This window comes from Paracoccus amoyensis, from assembly GCF_014490725.1.
Lineage (GTDB): Bacteria > Pseudomonadota > Alphaproteobacteria > Rhodobacterales > Rhodobacteraceae > Paracoccus > Paracoccus amoyensis.
Genome location: NZ_JACOQL010000001.1, coordinates 920,916 through 942,008, shown reverse-complemented (window position 1 = coordinate 942,008; position 21,093 = coordinate 920,916). Strand labels below are relative to the sequence as shown.

Sequence of the window (21,093 nt, the reverse complement as noted above, 5' to 3'; positions counted from 1 at the left end):
CGTGATCATCCCCCGCATCGGCATGGAGGTGCTGGTCGAATTCCTCGAAGGCGATCCCGACAAGCCGGTTGTCGTGGGCAATGTGTTCAACGGCAAGAACGATGCGCCGTACCCGCTGCCCGCGCATAAGACCAAGGCGGTGTGGCGGTCGAACACGCATAAAGGACAAGGCTTCAACGAGATCGCGTTCGAGGATGAGAAGGGCCAAGAGGAAGTATTCCTGCATGCCCAGAGGTATATGACCACTAAAGTCATTAACAATCAGTCGCAAAATATACTTGCAAACAGGATCGAAAGTGTTGGTGCGAGCGCCAGTCTGATGATCGGTAAAAACCAGATTGAACGCATCGGGGCAAATAAATCAGTCACTGTAGGAGGAGGCGGCGGAGCGCTCGGGCTTCTTACATCCCTTGTCAGCGCAGGCGGCAGTTTCTTTTCCAAAGCAGCCAAGTCTGTTGGGGCCGCTGCGCCAGTTTCTGAATATGCCGACCAAGTCGCAGGTGTCGGTGCGTTGGCCGGGGATATAGAAAGCTTGATATCGGCTACGGGGTTCGCAGTCACAGGAGAACATCGTACAAAAGGTGGCAGCGTACAGGCCGAAGCAGCAGGCGGATTGTCTGGAATTTTAACTCGTATTTTTCCGGGTAGTGGTACGCTTTCCACGGTAATTGAGAAGTTTCGCTCTGATACTGTTGGGTTGGCTTCGACTGAGCAGGTTGGTGTTGCTAAGAATGTTGTGGTCGGTCAAGTAAATTCACTTTCTGTCGGCAAGAGAATGAATGTTTTGATTGGAGAAGATTACGACTTTGAGTCAAGGAAATCCATTTTTGCAAGAACCACAACGCATACTCTGCATGCCAAGGAAAAATTCATCATTGCTGGGCCTGGCGGCTCAATCAGCATCGACGAAGCGGGGATAACAATAAGAGCTCGGAAGTTTGAAGTCCATTCGCCTGAAATAGACTTTAAATCTGGCGCTCCCGATCAAGTTGCGGCGCTTCGATCCGATAAGCCGTTTGTTGAAGAGTGTCCTCTAAAATCACCGTCGAAGGAATAAATTATGGTGACGATGACCTTTAAGAATTGCGATGATTGCGATGACTGCGATGATTTGCTGACGGAAATTCTGCGGCGCACATATAGTAAGGAAAGTGGAGGGAATAAGGGGCTGGTGACGCGTTGGGCGGAACAGGTCTTTGGCTGCCAGACACCAACCAATACAATAAATACGCACTCATCTTGCGCTGGTCATAGATTGCAGGGAACCTGGGATGGTCATAATAAGGCAATGCAGACCCAGCAAACACGTTTGCAGAATGCTCTCGACGAATATGACGATAATGATTGCGGAGATAAGGTGGGAGACCCCGATGCGGCGCGGCGCCAACTGCGTCAGCCCAGGAGAGCGGCATGGAGTAAGAATGTTCCTGTTGCTGCCGGCGACTACAGGGGGCCTCCTGCACCGGCAAGTTCCGTGATGCCACGCACTTGGGGGCAGGCGATCGGCGACGGTGCCCGCGCCGTTTGTGTGGGTGGGTTCAAAACGGGGGGGGCGGTTGTCGGCGGCGTGGGTGGCGGCGTCGCGGGGGGCGCTGCCGGCGGCGTGGTGGATGGTGCAATTGGCGCAGCCGGAGGCACAGTCTTTGCACCCGGCGTGGGAACGATTGGCGGAGGCGCCGCAGGCGCGGCCTACGGTGCTACGACTGGCGCTGTAGCAGGTGCTGCCGCCGGTGGCTATGGCGGCTGGCAGGTTGGTGGTCAGGTCGGCGATTGGATATGCAATTGAAAGAAAACCATCATGTGTGACGATTTGCCCTTGAACGCCAGACCCATGCCCGAGGCCATAACTCCATATCATAATATTCTGGCAATGATGGCCCAGGATTCTCTTGAGCAATTCTGGTCTGCTGTACCGGGACTACCTGCGCCTGCTGCAACCTTGCGCCGGGCGGCACGCAATGCAATTGACGCATTTCATCGTGGAAAGGTTCAGGAGGATCAGCTCCCAGAGACCTTCATGACCTCCCTGAATCCGTCACTGCGGGATTCGGCTGACAATTTTATCAGACGTATTCTTTGGCGCGACGATGATCCTGATTTCGGCTATTGGCAGGGGGCAATTTCTCCCAATCAGCATGAAACGAACTTACCACCTATGTCACCGGAATATGCCGCAGAAACAATGGATGCCTATCGGCAGGACGTTGTCAAAGCAGGCCGAGCGATTAATGGGGAAATCGAAGGAAAAGTAAGGAGCACCGCGCTCTCCGACTGGGATATGTTCCTTCATTCGACCTATGGATTCTGTTTCGAAGCACATGGAGAGTGGCCAGAGAGCGTGATTCTTGCTTCGCTGCGGCATCTTCTACGCGGCGCACTTTTCGAACGGTTTCTGCGTCGGAGCGTCCTGACCCTACCCTTATCCGAGCAGCACGCTTTGGGCGATGTTGTCCGTGCGGAATGGGCCGATCTTTGGAGTGATGATGACGTGACCGCTTCGTCCGACGCTGTGCAGATGCCATCGCCGGGATTGGGAGCGGCTGCGGCGATTCCCGACGCGAAGGATCTTCTCTCATGATGGAGATCGACACAGGATTGAATCGGCGTGTAGAGGCTCTGCGATTTGATCGTGCCCGGAAACGTTTGTTGGAAAGGCTGCTCGCCGAACCTCAAGCTGAAAACCTTTCTGGGAGACAGCGTAGCAGCCTTACGGATTGGGTTGAGATGCTTTGGAATGAAGCTGAACCGATCCTGCAGGCAGACCATCACGTCATGCTACAGCGCTATATCCTCATTCAGATGACTCGACATAAATGGGCTGACCACCCATTATATTCTTCATATGCGGCGCGCATGATTGGACAGCCTTCCGACGACTGGGATCTGGTAGATGGTATTGCAGCGGTTTATCGAAATGTCGTTGCCGCTCGATTTCTGAGGATCGAAATCGTCCAATTTATTGAGCGCGAGGCTAAAACGTGATTTGGTCCGATCCCGCCTTTGAAGAACGTCTTGCTGGGCTGAGAGAAGTTCTGTTCGGGAAGCTTCGAAGCGAGGGGGACAACATCTATGCATTGGTCGATGGGGCACGTGATCCTTCGATCCATATCTATGCGCAGGCATTTCCGGAAATCGCGCGATGCCTTTATGATGGTGAGGTCAGCGAGGATCTGGTCGAGGTGGCGCCGTGGCTTATCGAGTTGCGCGAATACGGCCCTGCGCTTGATTGGCTTGTGCGAGAAGGACTGGATCAAGACTGGGGAATATATATTCAGTCGAAACTCCCGATGCCACGACTTAAGGCCCGTTTGAAGCGCATCCTGAGGGTGCGGGATGATGGAGGAAAGAACTATCTTTTCAAGTACTACCGCCCACGACACTTAAACGACTATCTTCCGGCCATGCTTGCTGAGCAACTGGAGCTAATGTTTTCTGGGGTGGACGCGTTTTTGGCTGAGGATCAGCATCAACCAGGTGTCATGATACTTCATCGTCCAGATCAGATCGCTGCTGAGCACTTCGATTTGCGGTCGGTCGGTCGTAGCCGCGTGATCCGTCCGTCTGAAAGCTACCAGGGCAATCATAAAGGAGCATGAAGTGGGTAAGCCAATAGCCCTCTTGGGGCACCTGCATATCTGTCGTATCCATGGTGGTGGGCCAGTGTTGAGCCCTGGACAGGCGTTTGTCAGATTTAACGGTATCCCGCTCGCCATAGAGGGCGGACAATGTGGCTGTCCAGGATCGCCTCCACTGCCCGACCCGATGGTCAAGGGTTCCAGCATCGTTAAGATCAACGGGCGAGGTGTCATGCGTATTGGAGACAAGACCGCACATGGGGGTAAGGTCGTAATGGGCGTTCCAACGTTCAAATCCGACTGAGCATCCACCAGTTGCGATGTTGCCATGGCGCATGCGTTCATGAGGTGGATCGGAACCGGCGTCCCATGATCGTCGTGCGATACTGGCGGTCCGCTGCCACATGCACAATTGTGCCCATTTCTGCGCGCGACATGGAGTGGCACCCCTGCCATGATTTCCCCGTACCAACTCCCTGCCGCTTTTGACATCGTTAATTCCGGGCCGTGCGGGGCGGGCCAGAGCCACCCCGCACATGCTCCTTACGCCTTACAGACCCCCGCCCACGCCCCGGTCAACCGCCGCCTGAAGGTCAACGAACGCGCGCACAGCTTGGCGATCTTCGATTTCGAGGGCAGGGTGGATGAAGCCCGCGTCCGGGTTCCTTTTGCTTTCCGTCTGGAAACCAGTGATTTTTGCGCAGAGGCATCTTCTGCCTCTGCCCAGATTGCAACGCGGCCCGATCCGGCATAAGGTCGGCGCCGATGGTTCCCCGGTCTGTTCGGATCGGGGTGAAAAGGGAATGTGGTGTGACCCTGACAGGTCAAGGCCACGGCTGCCCCCGCAACTGTAAGCGGCGAGCCCCATCCGACACGCCACTGGCCGCATGGCCGGGAAGGCAGGGTCGGGGCTGTGACCCGCGAGCCAGGAGACCTGCCATCGATGAGAATGGACCGGACGGGGTGTGCCGGGAGGAAGCTCGAAAGCGGCCTCGCGCCGCCTTGCGTGCCATCCTTCCGGGCTCCGGGAAAGAGATGGCAAGGTGGGCAGCACCGAACACAGCATCATCGTCTGCAACCGCTGCCCTGGCATGCGGGGGGAAGGCGAGCGTCCCGGCCCGGGGCTGGCCGCGCGGTTGCGCGCCTTGCTTGGTGACGATCCGGCTGCCACCTGTCGGGTCGGCGAGATTGCCTGCATGGCGGGCTGCGACCGGCCGCTGGCGGTGGCCTTCACCGCGCCGGGCAAGGCCAGCTATCTTTTTGGCGATGTCGATGCAGAGCGGGATGCCCCGCATCTGATCGCGTTCGCGCGTCTTTACTGCACCCTGCCGGATGGATGGAGTAACGAGCGGCAGCGCCCGCGCGGCCTCGCCGGCAAGACGCTGGCGCGTATTCCGGTCGGGGGCTGGCGATGAGCGCGCTGCTCGAAGCCCGCGATCTGGGTTTCAGCGCCGACAATGGCGCGATGCTGGTCGAGGGCGTCAGCCTTTCGGTCGGCCCTCGTGACCGGCTGGCGATCATCGGGCCGAATGGTGCGGGCAAAACCACGCTGCTGCGGATGCTGGCGGGCATGCTGCGCCCCGACACGGGCGCGGTCACCCTGGACGGGCGCGATCTGAGCCGCATTCCGGCGGCGGAGCGCGCCCGCAACATCGCCGTGGTCGGCCAGTCCGACCGGCCCGACCCGCGCCTTTCGGTGATCGACTATGCCGAACTGGGCCGCGTTCCCCATGCGGGTCTGCGCCGCAGGGGCGAGGATCGCGAGATCGCCCGCGATGCGCTGGACCGCGCGGGCCTGCTGCCCCTGGCGGGCCGTGCCATGGGCTCGCTGTCGGGAGGCGAGCGGCAGCGGGCGCAGATCGCCCGCGCCGTCGCACAGCAGCCGCGCATCCTGTTTCTGGACGAGCCGACCAATCATCTTGACCCCCGTGCGCGGGGCGCGGTGTTGGAACTGGTGGCCTGCCTCGGCATCGCCGTTGTTTCGGTGCTGCATGACCTGTCGCTGGTCGCCCCCTTCGTCAACCGCGTCGCGGTGCTGGAGGGTGGGCGGCTTTTGGCCTTCGACACGCCCGACCGGGCGCTGACCCCCGCGCTGATGCGCGAGGTCTTCGGCGTCGATGTCCTGCGGCTGCCGCATCCGGTCGAGGCCCGCGAACTGACGGTCTTTGATATTCCGATCCGCCTTTCCCTCAATTCCTGACCTGTTGGAGAACCCTGCCATGAAACGCCTGCTCCTTGGCCTTGCTGCAATGCTTGCGGCTTCGCCTGCCGTCGCCTTTCCCGTCACGGTGGACAGCTGCGGCACGCCGCTGACTTTTGACGCCGCGCCGGAACGCGCCGTCATCCACGACCTGAACATGACCGAGATGGCCTTCGCCCTCGGCCTTCAGCCCTCCATTGTCGGGCTGACCGGCATCACCGGCTGGTACAAGGTCGGCCCCGAATTCGCCGAGCTTCGGGGCGATATCCCCGAGCTTGCCCCGAAATACCCGACGCTGGAGAATCTGCTGTCGGTCGAGCCGGATTTCTTCTTCGCGGGCTGGTATTACGGCATGAAACCGGGTGGCGAGGTCACGCCCGACGCGGTGGCCCCGCATGGGGTGCAGACGCTGGTGCTGACCGAAAGCTGCGTGCAGGTGGACAAGGACCGGCCCGCCGCCACGATGGACCTGCTTTATGGGGACGTCGTGAAGCTGGGTCAGATCTTCGGCAAGCAGGCCGAGGCCGAAACGCTGGTCGCCGGCTGGAAGGACAGGCTGGCCCAGATCACCGCCAGGGTCGGCGATCGCAAGGGCACCCGGGTGTTCCTCTATGATTCCGGCGAGGACAAGCCCTTCACCGCCGGCAAGTTCGCCATCACCACCCCGATGATCGAGGCGGCGGGCGGCACCAACATCATGGCGGACATCGAAACCAACTGGGGCAATACCGACTGGGAGACCGTCGCGGCGCGCAACCCGGAATTCCTGCTGCTGCTGGATTATCAGGACGGCGGCGGTGCCGCGAAGCTTCTGGATTTCCTCAAGGCGCATCCGGCGATGAAGGAAACCGATGCGGTGAAGAACGAGCGTTTCGTGGCCCTGCGCTATGCCGAACTGACCCCCGGACCGGCGAATATCGAGGCGATCGAGAAGATCGCCCGCGCCATGCACCCGGATGCCTTCTGAATGCGGCTTTTCGGCCCGGCGATGGGCATCGGTGCGGCGGCGGTGGTCGTCCTCGTGCTGCTGTCGGTCGCCTGGGGCTCGACGGTGATCCCGCTGCGCGAGGTCGTCGCCTCGCTGGCCCATGCCGCGGGGTTCGAGGCCGCGCCGCCCTCTGGCCCCGTGGGCAGGATCGTCGTGGACCTGCGCCTGCCGCGCACGCTTCTGGCGATCTGCGTGGGCGCGGGGCTCGGCGTGGTGGGGGCGCTGCTGCAGACGGTGACGCGCAACGATCTGGCCGATCCGTTCCTTTTCGGCCTGTCCTCCGGTGCGGCAGCGGGGGCGGTCTCGGTCATCACGGTCTTCGGCGACCGGCTGGGCATCTGGACCCTGCCGGTCGCCACCTTCACCGGCGGCATGCTGGCCGCCGTTCTGGTGCTGGCGCTGGTCAGCCGGTTGCGCGGGCAGGGGCCGGAGCGGCTGATCCTCGCCGGTCTGGCCGTGTCGTTCCTGTTCACGGCGCTGACCAACTATCTGGTGTTCTCGGGCGATCAGCGGGCGGCGCATTCGGTGCTGTTCTGGACCATGGGCGGGCTTGGGCTGGCACGCTGGGACAATATCGGCTTCGCGGCCCTCGGCGCGGCAGGCATCGCCGGTTTCGCACTGTGGAACCACCGCCGGCTGGATGCCTTCCTGGCCGGCGGAAGCACGGCCGAGAGCCTCGGCGTGAGGGTCACTCGCTTCCGCATGGCGGTGTTCCTCGCCGCCGCCTTCGCCACCGCGACGCTGGTGGCGCTGGCCGGTGTCATCGGCTTCGTCGGGCTGATGATCCCGCATCTCGCCCGCCGCGTCGCCGGCCCCCTGCACCTGCGCCTGACCATCGCCTGCGCCATCTTCGGCGCGGCGCTGCTGCTGATGAGCGACCTTGCCGCCCGCACCCTGCTGCCGGCCCAGGAACTGCCCATCGGCATCGTCACCAGCTCCCTCGGCGCGTTCTTCGTGGTCTTCATGCTGATGCGAAACCGGGTCTGAGAGGGACGTCGAACACATCATCCATGTCGGTCTGTTGATGTCCACCAAGACGGCGAGGCGCGGGCAAACCATGACGCCCGCCCCCGGCAAACCCCACGTCCGGATAACCGCCTGCGGAGGACAGGCCTGCGCTTCGGGATCAGGCCGAAAGTTCCCGCTGCACGATATCGGCGCCCGCGCTCAACGCCGCCAGCGTTCGCCTTGCCACGCTGCGGGACAAGGGCGCCATCCCGCAATTGGTGCAGGGATAAAGCCTGTCGGCCTCCACGAATTGCCGCGCCTTGCGCAAGACCTCGGCAACCTCTTCGGGGGTTTCGATTCTTTCGGTCGCCACGTCGATGGCCCCGACCATTCACTATCTCTTAGGGTGAGGCCTTCGCGCTATCGCAGACAGCGACAGTCTGGAACCCTAGCCATCCGGTCTCGGGCTCTGAGAAGTCGTCGATGAGGTCAGGCAGATGCTGCCAGCATCTGTGCTTCGGCACGTGCTCGCTTCTCCTTTACCGAGAAAGCAGTCGTGCGGCGACGTCGTTGGCGTGGGTGAAGACAGATGCTGCGGTTAGCAATCAGGCTGGGGAAGGAAACCGCTGCGCAATAGGCCACTTAAGTCGGCATTGAGAAAGTAGCTTTCCAGTTGGACGCATCGGCCGACTGTAGACGAAAACTGCGGCCTGAGGCAAAGCTAACGCGCAGAAATCTGCAGTTGGTCTTCAGTTTCGATCGAAATACTGAACAAAACTCAATGAAAGCAATGAAATGTGGCGGGCCGAAGCCGACGAAACAGAGAACTACGTCTACGCTATAGCCCTCCAAAATGATCCACGAAAACGGAACGGAAGCCGCTGATATCACAACGGGTTTCCGGCCGCTGCCTCTTCATCGCGTGCCCTTCTTGGAGTTCGGACTGAATTGCCCTCTGTGCGACCCGGTGCAAAAGCGCCGGGATTATATTCCGGGCGGTCCTCCGCCTCATTACGGCGCACTCTGGAAGCGCGTTTGCCTCCAGGCCGACACGGCTGCCATGTCGTCATGCGTAGAGCGGCCAGCAACCCCCGCTTGACCCATATCTGCAATATTGCACTTGATACATTGGGGTAACTCGTATACATGCAGAATATAACAAGGAGATTGCTGCATGGATGGCCAGATACCCACCTCAATCCTACGCATGGCACGCGAGAGCTCTGGCTTAAACCAAGCCAATCTTGCGACAGAGCTAGGCGTTAGCGCCAGTGTTGTGTCGCGACTGGAGACGTCTGAGCGCGCCGATGGAAAGATGGCGCACCGCTATCTCACGGCCCTCAAAACCGACTTGGCAAACGAGATTATCGGTTTCTTTTCGGACAAATGGCGGCATATCGAGCGTCCCGAATTCCAGCATCCCCAACGCAAAGTCATTTGGGACGCCGAACGAGCGCTTCAAACACTAGAAGCTTTTGAGAAAGGTCCACAATTCGACCCGATCCTCCATGATCCCCTTACCAAGCTGCGCAGCCGGATTCTCTCTGAGGTCGATTTCGTTCGACATACGGAACATGGGATCGCCTTCATTGGTGAGATCGGTGTTGGAAAAACCACGGCGCTTTCCTTCGTAACCAACCTCATTACGGCCGATGGCGAAAAGCCGAAGAGCGTTTTTCCAACGGGCAGCGGCCGCACCACGGTTTGCGAAGTTGCGATCAAGATTGCGCCCGCATTCGGCATTGCCGTGGATTGTTTAGAAGAGGAAGAAATTCGGAAACTGGTCGCCGACCTGGTGAACGGCTTAAAGTTCGGCAAGAGCGGACTACCGAGCGAGTTGGAGCGGGTGATCCGAAACATGGCGGATGTGCGGCGGGTTACGACCCGCGCGAAGACATCTGCGGAGAAAGCAACAACTGTCGATCACTTGAAGGAGCTGATCGACCAATTCGATGATGTTGAGAGCGTGATCGCCGAGGTCGTGGCGAGAATGAAGCTGGAAACCCGCACAGAAAATCAGATGATTCTCTCCAAGGAAACCGAGGGGAGCATGGAATGGCTATCTACCAACATCGGCAAGATCAACTATGGTCAGCACCCAAAGTTCTCGGTCCCGCAGCGGATTACGGTATTGCTTCCTTTGGAGGCGCTGCGTGAGACGCCATATCTGCTAAGTGTCATCGACACAAAGGGTGTTGAGGGCACGACGCAAAGGTCCGATCTGATGGCCCAGATCGAAGACGAGCGGACCGTAACCGTGCTGTGCTGCAAATTTTCGGACGCACCGGGAAATGTTCCGCTGTCTATTATGCGCGAAACCTTGGATTCGGGGTCTGACGCTCTGTCTGCTGAGCGATTGTGCTTGCTTGTGCTTCCGCGCGAGGACGAAGCTCTAAAAATCGTCGATGACTCTGGCAGTACGCCCGGATCGGCGGAAGAGGGTTACGCTGTTCGCGAGGCGCAGATTTCTCAGCAATTCGCGACCGATGGTTTCCCTGCAATTCCGATCAATTTCTTTCAGGTTGGATCAGACGAACCCGAAGATGTCTGGCACTGGCTAACGTCGCGTATCGACGCGATCCGCCAAGCGAAGGTGGAAAGGATTTTTAGGCATATTTCATCAGCCGAAGATCTCGTAGCCAACGCGGATGTGGCCAAGACGCGGGAGGCGCGCCGGACGATAGCCGACACGATTGCCAAATCGGCAGAGCGGTTTCGCGAGTTGCCCACGGTAGTGCGGCCGGCACATCTCAACTTGGTCGCTGAATCGAAGAAGGCGCACCAAAGCTCCATTGCAGCTTCTGTCAATCGAAAGGGAAACTGGGAAAATTTCCCGGTTGCTCACATTCTCGGCCAAGGCATTCGTGTCGATCTCAACTTTAGGACACGAGATATTTTCGTCCGTATTGATGAGGCTATCGAAGGATTGAAAGACGACTTTTCTCATCTCTCTGATGTAGCGCAATTTCTAGAAGGTTTGAAGGATGACGTAGAAGAATGGCGTAAGGAGTTTTTCTCTCGCGTCGCGCTTGCTGGGCGATCACTATTCAGCCCGCATCTCAGCAATGCCACTGAATTGTGGGAGAAATGTGAAGAGAGATACGGAGCTGGTTCTGGATATCGTGTTGATATATCTGATATTTTTCAGGATCACTTCGAAACAGATGATAATGCCCTCGCAGTATTGAAGAAGGTCGAGCGTCAAGTTGTAGCGCTTTGGAATGCCATCATTATCGATCCACTGGAAACAGCCGCTTCGTTGGATGATGAGGAATAATAGTCACGCTAGAAGAGTAGCGGTCGCTCCCTATTGGGAGTGGCCGCATTTTGAGGGATCGCGAGGCAATTGGGGGTGTGACGTCCTATGGTTCCAACTGAATGGCGAAAAATCTGCGAAGAGGTGACCGAGGCCATGCTCGCCCATACCCGGCCCTTCGTTACGCCGCTCGGCACGGAAACAGATCGGGCGGTGCGACTCGTCGGCACTGGTTCCTATGTCAGCCGTAAGGCCAGCCGCCTTCTAGTCACTTGCCAGCATGTGGCTTGTGTCCAACCCATGCACTACCGCCTCCACGGTGCTGATGATGTCTTCGAACATCGAGAGGCGTGGACAATGGACAGGCATCCAATCGACGCAGCGATCACAACGATTGGCGACACGGCTTGGAATGCCTGCACGCATCGGGCGCAGGCGATCCCGTTCTCGCGTTTCGCCAACATCCATGCGCCGGCCGACAGAGCCGAACTTCTCTTCTTCCGAGGCTTTTCCGGTGAAAACGCCCGTTACGCCTTCGGCGTCCACCAGACCAACGGCACTGGCTATTGCACGCAGGAGAAGGCGGATGCCGGAGATGCTGAAATTTTCGAGATTTTTTGGGAGCCTGACAACACGCAGCTTTCGTCTCAAACTTCTGCAGAAGCCTCGGCGGAGGTGCAGTTTGAAGATGCGGGCGGGTTCAGCGGTTCTGGTATGATTGTGATAAGCGCCTGAGCGAGTTGAACACCAGGCCCTTGGGGAGGCGTACAGATTACCACGGAACCCAGCTGACCAATCTCCATCCCAAGAGTATCAAGCTTACCATGGCTGCGTATGAGGACCACAGGCGCTCCGGCAGAAATGAGTTCGTCGGTTATTTTCGCTATGATCGGATCAGTGCGTGCGTAGCAGGTAGTGTCGATCACTGCGAGCACGCAGCCTGCCAAGTTTTCCAGGCCCCTTGGAATGGGACTTTCACTACAGATCGAATCAAAGTGGAGCGCGAACGGTGCGTGCTGGCAAGACGCGAACTCGGCATGGCGATATCGAAGGCGGCGCCGTCGAGGTGCTTGGAGCGGGTCGCGCCGCCCACGGTGCGATTGTGCTCGGGGCTGCGATAGGCGGAGCGGACGATCAGCGGCTTGCCGAGCCGGTCGCGCAGCGCCTGCAGCTTGTCGAGCGCGGGTTCGTTGATGAGCAGCTTGCCGGTGCCCCGGCAGGCGATCTCGGCCGGGCTGAAATTCGGCCAGCGCCAGGTGCCCTCGGGCACGTCGCGCCAGTGGCTGTGGAAGGTATTCGTCATGGGGTCCTCCGAAAACGAAAAACCCGCCTCGAGAGCGGGTCATTGCGGGCCGATGAATGGAATGGTGAGCGGCTACGGGCTGCCTCCAAAGATCTTCAGCTTGATGGCGATGCCGGCGAGCAGCGCCAGCATGACCCCGGTGGTGATCATGCGGACGGCTGTCTGTATCGCCGTGCGGCGCACGATCCGGATGCAGTCCACCAACGAGCGCAGGTCGCGGATGTCGAGCGCAGCCTCATCGCCTTCCAGCCCGACATCTGCCAACGCACGCTTCGCACCTACTTCGGCGGCGCGCGCCAAGATCGCCTCGAACTCGTGCTCCGGCATGCGGACGAATCCGTCCTCGGGTCTTTGGGGTGCCATGGCGCGCCTCCCTTAGCCGATTTTCGTGCCCCAGAAGGACGTGTGGTCGGCGGCGAAATACCCGTCCGCGACCCGGAAATACCCCTGCAGCTCGACGGTATCGCCCGCGGTGAGCGGCACCATGGTCTGCAGCCAGATCGCGGTGGCGAGCGAGACGTGGGTGGCGGAGATTTCGCCGAGGGAGCCGCGGATTTCTGTCGTGCCGTTCAGGACGAGCCGCCCCCGCATGCGGGCAGTCGTGCTGGCGTTGACCTTGTACATGAGCGTGGCGCCGAAGAGGTAGGTGCCGTCCACCGGGGCCACGAAGTGATTGTTCGCGGCGTCGAACGCGCCCTGATCGTTATAGTCTGTGTTGTTGAGGCCGATCTTCGTCCAGGTGCCGACGCCGACATAGTTGTCGTAGTTCGTGTACGCCTTGAAGCGGGGCAGCCGAGGCTGGTCGACGATGCCGGTGGCGTTGTCGACGCTGAGCCCGTCGAAGAAGGTGCTGCCGTCGACCGAGACCGCGAGCCGAAACCTGTCGGAGCCGAACAGCCCCACCAGCGCCTTGGTCACGAAACCGGTCTGCAGCGTCAGGCCGAGGTCGTCGCCCGCAGCCTCCTTGTTCATGGTGTAGAACAGGTCGCCAGTGCCGCCTTCGGCCACCGTCTTGGCGGTCCAGAGCGCGGCGTTCAGCTTGGCCGAGAACGGGTTAGACGCATCCGCCGCCGTGCCGACCCCGAGCAGCGCCATATTCTGCAACTCGCTGGGCGTGGTACCGACCCAGCCCGCGCCGTCGTAGACCAGCAGCAGCCCCTCGTCCTCGACCCACGCCCGCCAGCCGGTCCGTGGTGGAAGGCGCAGCCAGGCGCCATCGGTCCAGAGCGCGACGTTCAGGTCCCAGCCCGCCCAGTCGCCCGTCGCGCCCGAGCTGACGATGTAGCGGTCACCGTCAGCGGGGCTGGCGGGCGGCGCTGTCAGATCCCGGTCGAGGACGGAAAGCTGGACGAGCCCGTCGAGGATCCGCAGCGCCTCGTTGTGGGTGACATGCTTCTGGGCCTGCGCCGCGAGGATGTAGGGCAGCAGGAGATGGGTCGTGGCGTCGGACATGGGATGGCCTTCAGAACGTGAGCGTGACGGATTTCGGCGCGCCCCGCCCGACGAGGGCGGAGAGCTGGTAGATGCGGATGTCGAGCGTGTCGCCGGGCCCGAGCGGCGCGCCCCAGTCGGCGGTCTGCTGGGCGGCGGTGTAGACGGCGCTGGCGGTGTTCACGCTCAGCACCCGCTTCACAGTGGCGCCATCGAGGATCTCCACCTCGTAGGCCTCCAGTTCCTCGGCCAGCGGCACCTCCAGCCCGCCCCAGTTGTCGGCCGCGAGCGCTCGGGACCGGCGCGTCCAGCGGATGGTCAGATCGCCGGGCGTGCGCGGCTTGCGCCACGGCTGCTCGACATGGGCGACCGAGAACGGCCGCAGTCCCACGCCTGCAGGCGTGAAGGCCTGCGCCACGTAGGTCTCGTCGCTGACCGGGCGGCTGGCCGGACCGATGCGCCAGTTCCACGGGATTCCGAGATCGGCCTCGGCGATGGGCAGTGACGCAAGCGCGGTGTCCAGAAACACGATCCGCGCGCCGGCGGGCGCCGGGTTGCCCATGGCGCCCTCGGTGCCGCGCTGACCGCGCAGGAGCCGCGTCAGTCTATAGCGGCCGGGCGCCAGCAGCTCCGCCGCGCCCGCCTGCACGATCTCCCACACGCCGGGCGCGCTCTCGATGGCGAGCGCGTTCGCCCCGCCGAAGAGGGGCAGGTCCGTGACGCTTTCGAGAGTGCCGGTCAGCAGATCGACGACAAGCGCATTGCCGAGATCGAAGCGCGAGGTGGGGCCCGCGTAGAATTCCGAGACCAGCATCCCCATCCGGGCACGGCTGCCGAACGTGGTCAGCAACTCGAAGCCATCGGTCGAGGGGCTGCGGAACACCGCCATCTCGCCCGGCCATCCGCGACAAGGTTGCCGCCAGCCGCAAGAAGGGGATGTGGATGGGCGGCGTGGGACGAACTCTTCCCCGCCGAGCAGGCGCGCATACTCACGTTGCTGGTCGAGCGCGTCGATATCGGCACGAACGGGCTCAACTTCCGGCTCCGGATGGACGGCCTCGGAGGGCTCGCGCGCGAGATGCTGTCTGGCAGCATCGGAGCAGCGGCATGGCTGCACCGCCTTGGCAATCTTGCGCTGCTTGCTGGCATCAAGAATTACAAGGCGCAGTATTTCCCATTCGACCGCAAGAAGAAGATCTACGCAGAGCGGAACAACCGGGTATCCTTCGACACCACGAAGCCAATCCTGTCGGCTGATCATTGGACGAAGGACCTGCTGACCGTACGTCAGGCTGATCTGGTCGATAGAGCGCAACGGATATGGTCAGTCAATGCATAGTGGTTTGTCGCTTCTGGGCATTATCGGCACTGGATGCCGGCCCGATTCATGCTTCCGTTCTCCGATAATATTTTCCAGCTGGGCGGGAGGGTGACCGTGAGCATGAATGAAGCCGACACACGCTATCACCTCATCGACCCAGTTCTTCGGGCAAAAGGCTATGTAAGCCGGGACCAGGTTACGCTCGAAACCGTTCTGACGCCGCCGCCGGTGGAGCCCACAGGTCCAAAGGGGCGCAGGCGGAAGGGCCCCGGTCGCACGGACTATCTGCTCTGTGTGCAGCTCGACGGAATGCCCAAGTCGATGCCGATCGCCGTGCTCGAGGCCAAGAAGGAGAGCGACGACCCGCTCAAGGGCATGCAGCAAGCCAAGGCGTACGCCGACTGCGAACGATACGAGGTCAAGTACGTCTTCTCGACCAATGGCTACCGCTATGGGGAGTACGACTGCTTCACAAGCCTGCAGGCTGGGCCATTTCAGTTTCCCGATTTCCCCACGCACCCCGACCTGACGGCACGGTATGCCAAGGACAGCGGGATAGACCTCCACGCCCCCGATGCAGCCATGCTGTTCCAGGCGGACAGCCCCGCATGGGCTCAAAGCCGCTACTATCAGGATGCAGCAATCCGCGCCGCCTTCGAGAAGATCATTCTGGACCGCCAGGCTGGCACGGCGCCCCGGGTGTTGCTGACGCTCGCCACAGGCGCAGGCAAGACGATTATCGCCACGAACCTGCTTTGGCGGCTGTCGCAGGCCGGCCAGCTCCCCAAGCCAGCGCTCTTCCTGTGTGACCGGGATGAACTTCGCGAGCAGGCCTACAACAAGCTCAAGGCGGCCTTCGGTGACAACGCCCGCATCGTGAAGACGGAGCGAGGCGGCAACGCCGCGCAGAATGCACGGATCCATATTGCCACCTACCAGACGCTCGGTCTGGACGACGACGACGGGTTCGCCAGCTTCCTATCCGAGCACTATGGTGAGGACGCGTTCAGCGTCATCATCATCGACGAGTGCCACCGCTCTGCTTGGGGCCGGTGGTCCGAGGTGCTTCGCCGCAACCCGAACGCAATCCACATCGGCCTGACCGCGACGCCGCGGAAGCTCGAGGAATCGAAGCAGGCCAGCGCCGAGGACCAGGAGATCACTGCCAACAACAGAAAGTACTTCGGCGAACCGGTCTACGAGTACACCCTCATCGAGGCGCAGGAGGACGGCTATCTGGCGGCCTGCGAGATTGTTAAGCGCAAGGCCAGCATCGACAACATGGTCTTCACCCGAGAGGAAATCCTCAAGGCGGGCGTCCGGGACATCAAGACGGGCTTACCGCTGACCGAGGACGACCTGCCCAAGGCGCAGTACGGTGTTCTACAACCCCATGCGCATCCTGATCGGCTCCATTGCAATGGTGGACGAGGACGATACGCCCGGCATCACCAGCCCGGACTATGTCGTGCTGCGGGGAAAGCCAGGCGTGGTGGACAGCCGCTGGTTCTACTACTGGCTGCGCTCGCCGCTGGGGGCGAACTGTATCCAGTCACTGGCGCGCGGCGCGGTGCGTGAACGCATGCTGTTCAACCGCCTCGCAGAAGGCGAGATCGCCCTCCCAAGCTTTGCCGACCAGCAACGCGCATCCGCGGCGCTCAAGGAACTGAAACCACTGAAGCGGGCCCTGGAAGCCCGGCTTGCAGAAATCAACTTGCTGCCGCAGAAGATCCTGTCGGCGGCTTTCGAGATGTGACCATGGCCCGCCCCAAGAAAGAAAAGAAACCGAAATCTATCGCCTCCACGCAGTCGCTGGGCGCCTTCGTCAAGGGCATCTGTGACATCATGCGCCGGTCGAACTGCGCCAGCGCCCTGCAGTATGTGCCCGAGCTGACATGGATCCTCTTCCTGCGCCTTCTGGATGCGCAGGAAAGGCGCCGAAGCAGTTCGACGTCATCCTGACCAACCCGCCGTTCGGCGGAAAGGAAGGCAAGGACGCACAGAAGAACTTCGCCTTCGAGACCAGCTCAACGCAGGTGCTGTTCGTCCAGGACATCCTTGCCGAGCTTGCCCCGAAAGGGACCTGCGCCATCGTTCTCGACGAAGGCATGCTGTTCCGGACCAACGAAAGTTCCTTCGTTGAGACGAAGCGCAAGCTGGTCGACGAATGCGACCTTTGGGCAATCGTGAGCCTGCCGGGAGGGGTCTTCTCGACCGCCGGCGCAGGCGTGAAGACCAACTTGTTGTTCTTCACCAAAGGCAAGAAAACCGAGCGGATCTGGTACTACGACCTAAGCCATGTGAAAGTCGGCAAGAAGACCCCGCTCACGCTGGCGCATTTCGGTTTCGACAAGGATGGGAAGCCGCTTGCCGACAGCGCGCTGCCCGCCAACCTGACCGCCGATTGGCTTGAACAGGAAGAAAACGCCGGGAGGCCGTTCCCGTCTTATGCCCGGCTGCTGCCACTCCGCGGCAAGACAGAGGCCGACAGCCGTTACTCTTGGACGATCGACTTCGCCGCGCGTCGCGCGAAGGCCCGCGAAGAAATGCAGCCCATCCTGGCGCAGGCAGCCGAAACCAAGGCCGAGGTGATCGACCTCAAGGAGAAGCTCAAGCGCCTGAAGAAGCTGAAGACTTCAGATGCCGAGGTGGCTGCGCTGATCGGAGAAATCAGCGAAAAGGACAAGGCGGCGCGAGAACTTGAGGCTCAGGCAGCGGCCATTGACGCTGCTGTCTTCGACCTCAAGGCGGTCAATCCAAGCACCGTTGCAAAGTTTGACGACCGGTCGCCAGCTGAGATCATCCAGAGCATCCACCATCAGGGCCGCATCGTGGCCGAAGCGCTCGCTCGACTCGCGGCCTTGGTCGAAAAAGACGGCGCCAGCTTGCCAAAAGTGGATGTTGCGCGTCGGTGATGTGCACGCCACTGCTCGTGGCCTTCGCGGCGGGCGCGCCTAATTTGCCGGCAGCTCGCCGGCCCAGAACTTTGTATCGGGGCTCGGGGTTCGCTTGCCATTCGCAAGGTCGAACCGCAGCAACCCGGCCTTTCGGTTTGTCGCTGCGATCTTGTTCAGGTGCGTGGTCCGGACAGGGACCTGCTCCATGACCTCGCCGGCAAGCGTGCTGAACGCAATCCCCGGTCTGTCGGCAACAATGCGAAGCACGAGTTCGGTGGCCCATCGTACCGCTTCCGAACGTAGTTGCGCATGAGCGAGCTGCGCTTGGTCAGCACTTGGTAGACGTGCCAGTCCGCCAGCTCCATGGCGTCGAACACTGCGTCGATGAATGTATGGTCGATGTCCTTGTGGAAGAGGTCGCTCATCGAGTTCACGAAGATCATCCGCGGCTTTTTCCAGAGCACGGGCTGCTTCAGCCTCGACGGCCAGAGTGTCAGGTCAAACCCCTGCTCGTAGGGGTGTCCAGGGATTCCACGCCAGCGCTCTGCGAACCGCTCGGCGTAGCAGTTGTCACAACCGGGACCAACCTTGGTGCAGCCCGTAACCGGGTTCCACGTCGCGTCCGTCCATTCGATTTCTGACTTCTGGGCCAACTGCTCGCCTCACACTTTTTCACAACGGTAACACGCGGCTGACTCAGCACAAAGCACGAACAGCGGCCGGGGTGAGATTGGTCCCAGCTGCAGCTGAACCGCGGCGCAACAGGCGGCGTTCGATCTCTGTTCCATTCGCCATCCAGATGGATTCTCCAAATCGCGTGCATCACGGACTTCGAAAGATCACTTTAAAGCAATGACTTAAAGCTGTTCACCGGAAGCGCGGCGGTTAACAGGTCCGGAGAATATCGGCCCGGAGAGAACGCTTGTGCGCCCTTGGGGACGTGGGCCGGTTAACAGCCCCACCCGCATAACCCTCGAAAACAACGGAAAAATCCGGCCGCAGCCGGATCGGGAGAACGCTTTCGCGAGGGCAAGTGGCGGAGAGGGTGGGATTCGAACCCACGGAACCCTTGCAGGCTCAACGGTTTTCGAGACCGCCCCGTTCGACCACTCCGGCACCTCTCCGCGCTTTGGTGTGGTGAGGCGGGGATTTAGAGGGGTGGGGGTTGAAGTGCAAGAGGGTTTCGCCGAAAAAATGTCGTAAACTGAAAAAGGCCATCCGATGTTGCGACTTATCTGTCTTGGCGCTGCGCTATTGGTGGCGGACACTGGCCTTGGTCAAGGCCCGGATCTGACCACGCGGCTGTGGCACGTCATGGAAATGGACGATCTGATGCCGATCCTGCGCGACGAAGCGGTGGCAGAAGCCGACGACATGCAGGAAAACCTGTTTCAGCGCGGCGGAAACGGCGGTTGGCAACGCAATGTCCAGGTGATTCACCAGCCTGACAGGCTGGCTCAACTGTTTCGCAAGGGATTGGACAACGCCTTGCCACAGATGGATCAGAAGAGAGTGGCTGAGGGTCTGACATTCTACGAAACCCCTCTGGGGCGACGGATGCTGGAATTGGAAAGCGTGGCCCGTGTCGCGATCATGGATGACAAGGCTGCACAGGCGGCGACGGCGGCCTTTGTCGTCGAGGAAGAACGGCGCAGTCACCGCGCTGCCCAGATCGAGCGGCTGATCGATTCCGCCGATCTGGTCGGCCCGAATGTCGCGGGCGGCATGAATGCGGTAATCGCGTTTTCGCAAGGCTTTGACCAGGCAGGCGGATATGACATGCCGATGGGCGAGGCTGAAATGCTGGGGGACGCGTGGCAGCAGGAAGCCCAGCTTGCCGTTAACACAGAAGATTGGCTTGAGGGTTATTTGCTGCTGGCCTATGCGCCGCTCAGTGATGAGGAACTGGACACATATATCGACTTTGCCGCCTCGGCCGAAGGACAGGCCCTTTCAGGGCTTTTGTTTGCAGGCTTTGATGCGGTCTTTCGCCAGACCTCTTATGAACTGGGGGTCGCGGCAGCTGCGCAACTGTCGGGACGTGAGTTGTGAGTGATCGTTGGATTTTGGTTGGCCCGATGGCCCAACCGAACATGTTGGCAGCTTTTGGGCTGACAGGGCAGGCGACAGAGGTTGCAGGCACGTTGATCGGCGGTCAAATGGCGGGGATCGAGGCGACTGACTGGCCCGCGCTGATCGAGGGTGGAGTAACTCCAGCCGTTACCGTGCAGCCGAACAATGCGCTGCGTCGCTATGTTCAGGTCATGGGTCTGCAGGTGGTTTCGGCAGCATCCCAAATGCTTGTCGGCGTGCAGGATCGTGCGAAATCGGATCAGCGATGGAACCGTGATGAATGGCTGGGCGATCTGGCCGCCGAGATCGCGTCGCTGATCATCGAAGCACCCAAGGAACAGGCAGCCGATTTGCTGGCGTGGCGATTGCCGATGCTGGGCGTCTGGGCCGCCAGTCGACTGCGTGGACGAGCAAGCCAGCCCTCAGGCGGCGATCTGGTTGTGCCTCGCACGCAGGAAGATATGCGTGTCATTGCCCGCCATCAGCCATTCGCAGGCTTCTTTGCCGTGGATCGTTGGGATTTGTCGCACCGCACCTTTGCTGGCGGGTTTACGCCCCGGATCGTGCGAGAAGGCTTTGTCTCTGGCGACGCCGTCGTGCTGTTGCCATGGGATCCCGTGCGCGACCGGGTCATGGTGATCGAGCAGTTCCGGTTGATCCCCGCTTTGCGGCATGACCCGCAGCCATGGCTGTTAGAGCCTATCGCGGGGCGCGTGGATGCAGGGGAAAACGTCGAAGACGCCGCCCGCCGAGAGGCGCTGGAGGAAGCCAACCTGACCATCGATCAGCTTTTCCCGGCCGTTCATCATTATCCAAGCCCCGGCACGCTGGCGGAATATCTGTATCTGTTCGTTGGCATTGCAGACCTGCCGGACGGGATCGCCGGGGTGCATGGCCTTGCGGGCGAAACCGAAGACATTCGGGGCCATGTCATCACGCGTGAAAAACTGCTGCAAATGGTTGCGGATGGGCAGATCGCCAATGGGCCATTGGCAATGATTGCCCTGTGGCTTCAGGTGCATAAAGATCGGCTGGCCAAGGAACTGGCACTGACATAGCGGTGTTTGCGGCGCTGGCGGGGTTGTGCCCTATGCGCCGCCA

The 21,093-nt window shown here is 60.7% G+C and carries 24 protein-coding genes, 1 tRNA gene, 2 pseudogenes and 1 riboswitch; of the genes and pseudogenes, 20 read left to right on the top strand and 7 right to left on the bottom strand.

The genetic code is table 11. The annotated features are described in order from the left end of the window. From H4P12_RS04855 to H4P12_RS04810, 10 genes are all read left to right on the top strand, one after another. Window positions 1-1,057: bacteriophage T4 gp5 trimerisation domain-containing protein (locus H4P12_RS04855; protein WP_425498199.1), on the top strand; the 1,057-nt coding region annotated here is incomplete at its 5' end. 420 nt (window positions 1,058-1,477) lie between these two features. Beyond that, complete coding sequence (locus H4P12_RS04850; RefSeq protein ID WP_187792414.1) at window positions 1,478-1,786, top strand: hypothetical protein; 309 nt, start codon at window positions 1,478-1,480, stop codon at window positions 1,784-1,786. A gap of 12 nt (window positions 1,787-1,798) precedes the next feature. After that, the gene (locus tag H4P12_RS04845) at window positions 1,799-2,578 is read left to right on the top strand and encodes a hypothetical protein (protein ID WP_187792413.1); all 780 of its coding nucleotides are present in this window, start codon (window positions 1,799-1,801) and stop codon (window positions 2,576-2,578) included. Next, window positions 2,575-2,982: a hypothetical protein gene (locus H4P12_RS04840; protein WP_187792412.1), complete on the top strand. Its 408-nt coding sequence runs from the start codon at window positions 2,575-2,577 to the stop codon at window positions 2,980-2,982. Before H4P12_RS04845 ends, H4P12_RS04840 begins: the two co-directional genes overlap by 4 nt. Then, complete coding sequence (locus H4P12_RS04835) at window positions 2,979-3,596, top strand: DUF4123 domain-containing protein (protein ID WP_187792411.1); 618 nt, start codon at window positions 2,979-2,981, stop codon at window positions 3,594-3,596. Before H4P12_RS04840 ends, H4P12_RS04835 begins: the two co-directional genes overlap by 4 nt. 1 nt (window position 3,597) lies before the next feature. Next, window positions 3,598-3,879 (top strand): PAAR domain-containing protein, encoded by a 282-nt coding sequence (locus H4P12_RS19245; protein ID WP_187792410.1) that lies wholly within the window; start codon window positions 3,598-3,600, stop codon window positions 3,877-3,879. 445 nt (window positions 3,880-4,324) lie between these two features. Next, window positions 4,325-4,531, top strand: a riboswitch (cobalamin riboswitch). Window positions 4,532-4,540: 9 nt separating this feature from the next. Continuing rightward, complete coding sequence (locus H4P12_RS04825) at window positions 4,541-4,990, top strand: DUF1636 family protein (RefSeq protein ID WP_343069761.1); 450 nt, start codon at window positions 4,541-4,543, stop codon at window positions 4,988-4,990. Continuing rightward, on the top strand, window positions 4,987-5,775 hold the full coding sequence (locus tag H4P12_RS04820) for an ABC transporter ATP-binding protein (protein WP_187792408.1): 789 nt from the start codon (window positions 4,987-4,989) through the stop codon (window positions 5,773-5,775). The genes H4P12_RS04825 and H4P12_RS04820 overlap by 4 nt, the downstream gene beginning before the upstream one ends. Window positions 5,776-5,794: 19 nt before the next feature. Beyond that, window positions 5,795-6,742 carry an ABC transporter substrate-binding protein gene (locus H4P12_RS04815; RefSeq protein ID WP_187792407.1) on the top strand — a complete coding sequence of 316 codons (948 nt, stop codon included), beginning with the start codon at window positions 5,795-5,797 and terminating at the stop codon, window positions 6,740-6,742. Next, window positions 6,743-7,750, top strand: coding sequence for a FecCD family ABC transporter permease (locus tag H4P12_RS04810; protein ID WP_223115682.1), 1,008 nt, complete (start codon window positions 6,743-6,745; stop codon window positions 7,748-7,750). A 139-nt stretch (window positions 7,751-7,889) separates the two neighbouring features. On the opposite strand, the gene H4P12_RS04805 is transcribed toward H4P12_RS04810, so the two are convergent. Continuing rightward, entirely contained in the window at window positions 7,890-8,102 is a 213-nt protein-coding gene (locus H4P12_RS04805; protein ID WP_223115681.1) for a uroporphyrinogen decarboxylase/cobalamine-independent methonine synthase family protein, read from the bottom strand. A 783-nt stretch (window positions 8,103-8,885) separates the two neighbouring features. Here H4P12_RS04805 and H4P12_RS04800 point away from each other — a divergent pair. Together H4P12_RS04800 and H4P12_RS04795 are read left to right on the top strand one after the other, a co-directional pair. Further along, window positions 8,886-10,988 carry a helix-turn-helix domain-containing protein gene (locus tag H4P12_RS04800; protein ID WP_187792406.1) on the top strand — a complete coding sequence of 701 codons (2,103 nt, stop codon included), beginning with the start codon at window positions 8,886-8,888 and terminating at the stop codon, window positions 10,986-10,988. An 87-nt stretch (window positions 10,989-11,075) separates the two neighbouring features. After that, complete coding sequence (locus H4P12_RS04795; protein WP_187792405.1) at window positions 11,076-11,702, top strand: hypothetical protein; 627 nt, start codon at window positions 11,076-11,078, stop codon at window positions 11,700-11,702. 187 nt (window positions 11,703-11,889) lie between these two features. On the opposite strand, the gene H4P12_RS04790 is transcribed toward H4P12_RS04795, so the two are convergent. The 4 genes and pseudogenes from H4P12_RS04790 to H4P12_RS04775 form a co-directional block, all read right to left on the bottom strand. After that, on the bottom strand, window positions 11,890-12,270 hold the full coding sequence (locus H4P12_RS04790) for a D-Ala-D-Ala carboxypeptidase family metallohydrolase (protein ID WP_246448865.1): 381 nt from the start codon (window positions 12,268-12,270) through the stop codon (window positions 11,890-11,892). Window positions 12,271-12,342: 72 nt separating this feature from the next. Further along, window positions 12,343-12,633, bottom strand: a complete 291-nt coding sequence (locus H4P12_RS04785; RefSeq protein ID WP_246448863.1) for a DUF6127 family protein — start codon at window positions 12,631-12,633, stop codon at window positions 12,343-12,345. A 12-nt stretch (window positions 12,634-12,645) separates the two neighbouring features. Beyond that, entirely contained in the window at window positions 12,646-13,722 is a 1,077-nt protein-coding gene (locus H4P12_RS04780; RefSeq protein WP_187792404.1) for a DUF2793 domain-containing protein, read from the bottom strand. A 10-nt stretch (window positions 13,723-13,732) separates the two neighbouring features. Continuing rightward, window positions 13,733-14,602, bottom strand: a pseudogene (locus H4P12_RS04775) (GTA baseplate fiber-binding domain-containing protein); the annotation flags it as partial. 51 nt (window positions 14,603-14,653) lie between these two features. Here H4P12_RS04775 and H4P12_RS18685 point away from each other — a divergent pair. The 6 genes and pseudogenes from H4P12_RS18685 to H4P12_RS04750 form a co-directional block, all read left to right on the top strand. Continuing rightward, window positions 14,654-14,809 (top strand): annotated as a pseudogene (locus H4P12_RS18685) (recombinase family protein); the annotation flags it as partial. Continuing rightward, window positions 14,783-15,040 (top strand): HNH endonuclease family protein, encoded by a 258-nt coding sequence (locus tag H4P12_RS04770; protein WP_246448924.1) that lies wholly within the window; start codon window positions 14,783-14,785, stop codon window positions 15,038-15,040. The pseudogene H4P12_RS18685 and the gene H4P12_RS04770, both read left to right, overlap by 27 nt. A gap of 102 nt (window positions 15,041-15,142) precedes the next feature. Beyond that, the gene (locus H4P12_RS04765; RefSeq protein ID WP_223115679.1) at window positions 15,143-16,600 is read left to right on the top strand and encodes a DEAD/DEAH box helicase family protein; all 1,458 of its coding nucleotides are present in this window, start codon (window positions 15,143-15,145) and stop codon (window positions 16,598-16,600) included. Window positions 16,601-16,604: 4 nt separating this feature from the next. Next, a complete protein-coding gene (locus tag H4P12_RS04760) occupies window positions 16,605-16,778 on the top strand; it encodes a restriction endonuclease subunit S domain-containing protein (protein WP_187792402.1) in 174 nt (57 codons plus the stop codon). Window positions 16,779-16,780: 2 nt separating this feature from the next. Beyond that, a complete protein-coding gene (locus H4P12_RS04755) occupies window positions 16,781-16,984 on the top strand; it encodes a type I restriction-modification system subunit M N-terminal domain-containing protein (protein WP_187792401.1) in 204 nt (67 codons plus the stop codon). Further along, window positions 16,918-17,937, top strand: a complete 1,020-nt coding sequence (locus tag H4P12_RS04750; RefSeq protein WP_187792400.1) for an HsdM family class I SAM-dependent methyltransferase — start codon at window positions 16,918-16,920, stop codon at window positions 17,935-17,937. The genes H4P12_RS04755 and H4P12_RS04750 overlap by 67 nt, the downstream gene beginning before the upstream one ends. Before the next feature lie 155 nt (window positions 17,938-18,092). Here H4P12_RS04750 and H4P12_RS04745 read toward each other — a convergent pair whose 3' ends face one another. Together H4P12_RS04745 and H4P12_RS04740 are read right to left on the bottom strand one after the other, a co-directional pair. After that, a complete protein-coding gene (locus H4P12_RS04745; RefSeq protein WP_246448860.1) occupies window positions 18,093-18,572 on the bottom strand; it encodes a DUF5131 family protein in 480 nt (159 codons plus the stop codon). A gap of 381 nt (window positions 18,573-18,953) precedes the next feature. Then, window positions 18,954-19,043 (bottom strand) — tRNA-Ser (locus H4P12_RS04740). A 97-nt stretch (window positions 19,044-19,140) separates the two neighbouring features. Between H4P12_RS04740 and H4P12_RS04735 the strand changes: the two genes are divergently transcribed. After that, window positions 19,141-19,971, top strand: a complete 831-nt coding sequence (locus H4P12_RS04735; protein WP_187792399.1) for a DUF2059 domain-containing protein — start codon at window positions 19,141-19,143, stop codon at window positions 19,969-19,971. Beyond that, window positions 19,968-21,050: an NUDIX domain-containing protein gene (locus H4P12_RS19145; RefSeq protein ID WP_187792398.1), complete on the top strand. Its 1,083-nt coding sequence runs from the start codon at window positions 19,968-19,970 to the stop codon at window positions 21,048-21,050. The genes H4P12_RS04735 and H4P12_RS19145 overlap by 4 nt, the downstream gene beginning before the upstream one ends. Window positions 21,051-21,093 lie beyond the last annotated feature (43 nt).

Bases quoted from the DNA above. Each gene is read 5' to 3' on its own strand.
- H4P12_RS04845 (WP_187792413.1), top strand. From the start codon at position 1,799: ATGTGTGACGATTTGCCCTTGAACGCCAGACCCATGCCCGAGGCCATA.
- H4P12_RS04820 (WP_187792408.1), top strand. From the start codon at position 4,987: ATGAGCGCGCTGCTCGAAGCCCGCGATCTGGGTTTCAGCGCCGACAAT.
- H4P12_RS04840 (WP_187792412.1), top strand. From the start codon at position 2,575: ATGATGGAGATCGACACAGGATTGAATCGGCGTGTAGAGGCTCTGCGA.
- H4P12_RS04735 (WP_187792399.1), top strand. From the start codon at position 19,141: ATGTTGCGACTTATCTGTCTTGGCGCTGCGCTATTGGTGGCGGACACT.
- H4P12_RS04810 (WP_223115682.1), top strand. From the start codon at position 6,743: ATGCGGCTTTTCGGCCCGGCGATGGGCATCGGTGCGGCGGCGGTGGTC.
- H4P12_RS04805 (WP_223115681.1), bottom strand. From the start codon at position 8,102: ATGGTCGGGGCCATCGACGTGGCGACCGAAAGAATCGAAACCCCCGAA.
- H4P12_RS04785 (WP_246448863.1), bottom strand. From the start codon at position 12,633: ATGGCACCCCAAAGACCCGAGGACGGATTCGTCCGCATGCCGGAGCAC.
- H4P12_RS04765 (WP_223115679.1), top strand. From the start codon at position 15,143: ATGAATGAAGCCGACACACGCTATCACCTCATCGACCCAGTTCTTCGG.
- H4P12_RS04790 (WP_246448865.1), bottom strand. From the start codon at position 12,270: ATGACGAATACCTTCCACAGCCACTGGCGCGACGTGCCCGAGGGCACC.
- H4P12_RS04755 (WP_187792401.1), top strand. From the start codon at position 16,781: ATGGCCCGCCCCAAGAAAGAAAAGAAACCGAAATCTATCGCCTCCACG.
- H4P12_RS04750 (WP_187792400.1), top strand. From the start codon at position 16,918: ATGGATCCTCTTCCTGCGCCTTCTGGATGCGCAGGAAAGGCGCCGAAG.
- H4P12_RS04850 (WP_187792414.1), top strand. From the start codon at position 1,478: ATGCCACGCACTTGGGGGCAGGCGATCGGCGACGGTGCCCGCGCCGTT.
- H4P12_RS04780 (WP_187792404.1), bottom strand. From the start codon at position 13,722: ATGTCCGACGCCACGACCCATCTCCTGCTGCCCTACATCCTCGCGGCG.
- H4P12_RS04795 (WP_187792405.1), top strand. From the start codon at position 11,076: ATGGTTCCAACTGAATGGCGAAAAATCTGCGAAGAGGTGACCGAGGCC.
- H4P12_RS04815 (WP_187792407.1), top strand. From the start codon at position 5,795: ATGAAACGCCTGCTCCTTGGCCTTGCTGCAATGCTTGCGGCTTCGCCT.
- H4P12_RS04800 (WP_187792406.1), top strand. From the start codon at position 8,886: ATGGATGGCCAGATACCCACCTCAATCCTACGCATGGCACGCGAGAGC.
- H4P12_RS04760 (WP_187792402.1), top strand. From the start codon at position 16,605: ATGCTGTTCAACCGCCTCGCAGAAGGCGAGATCGCCCTCCCAAGCTTT.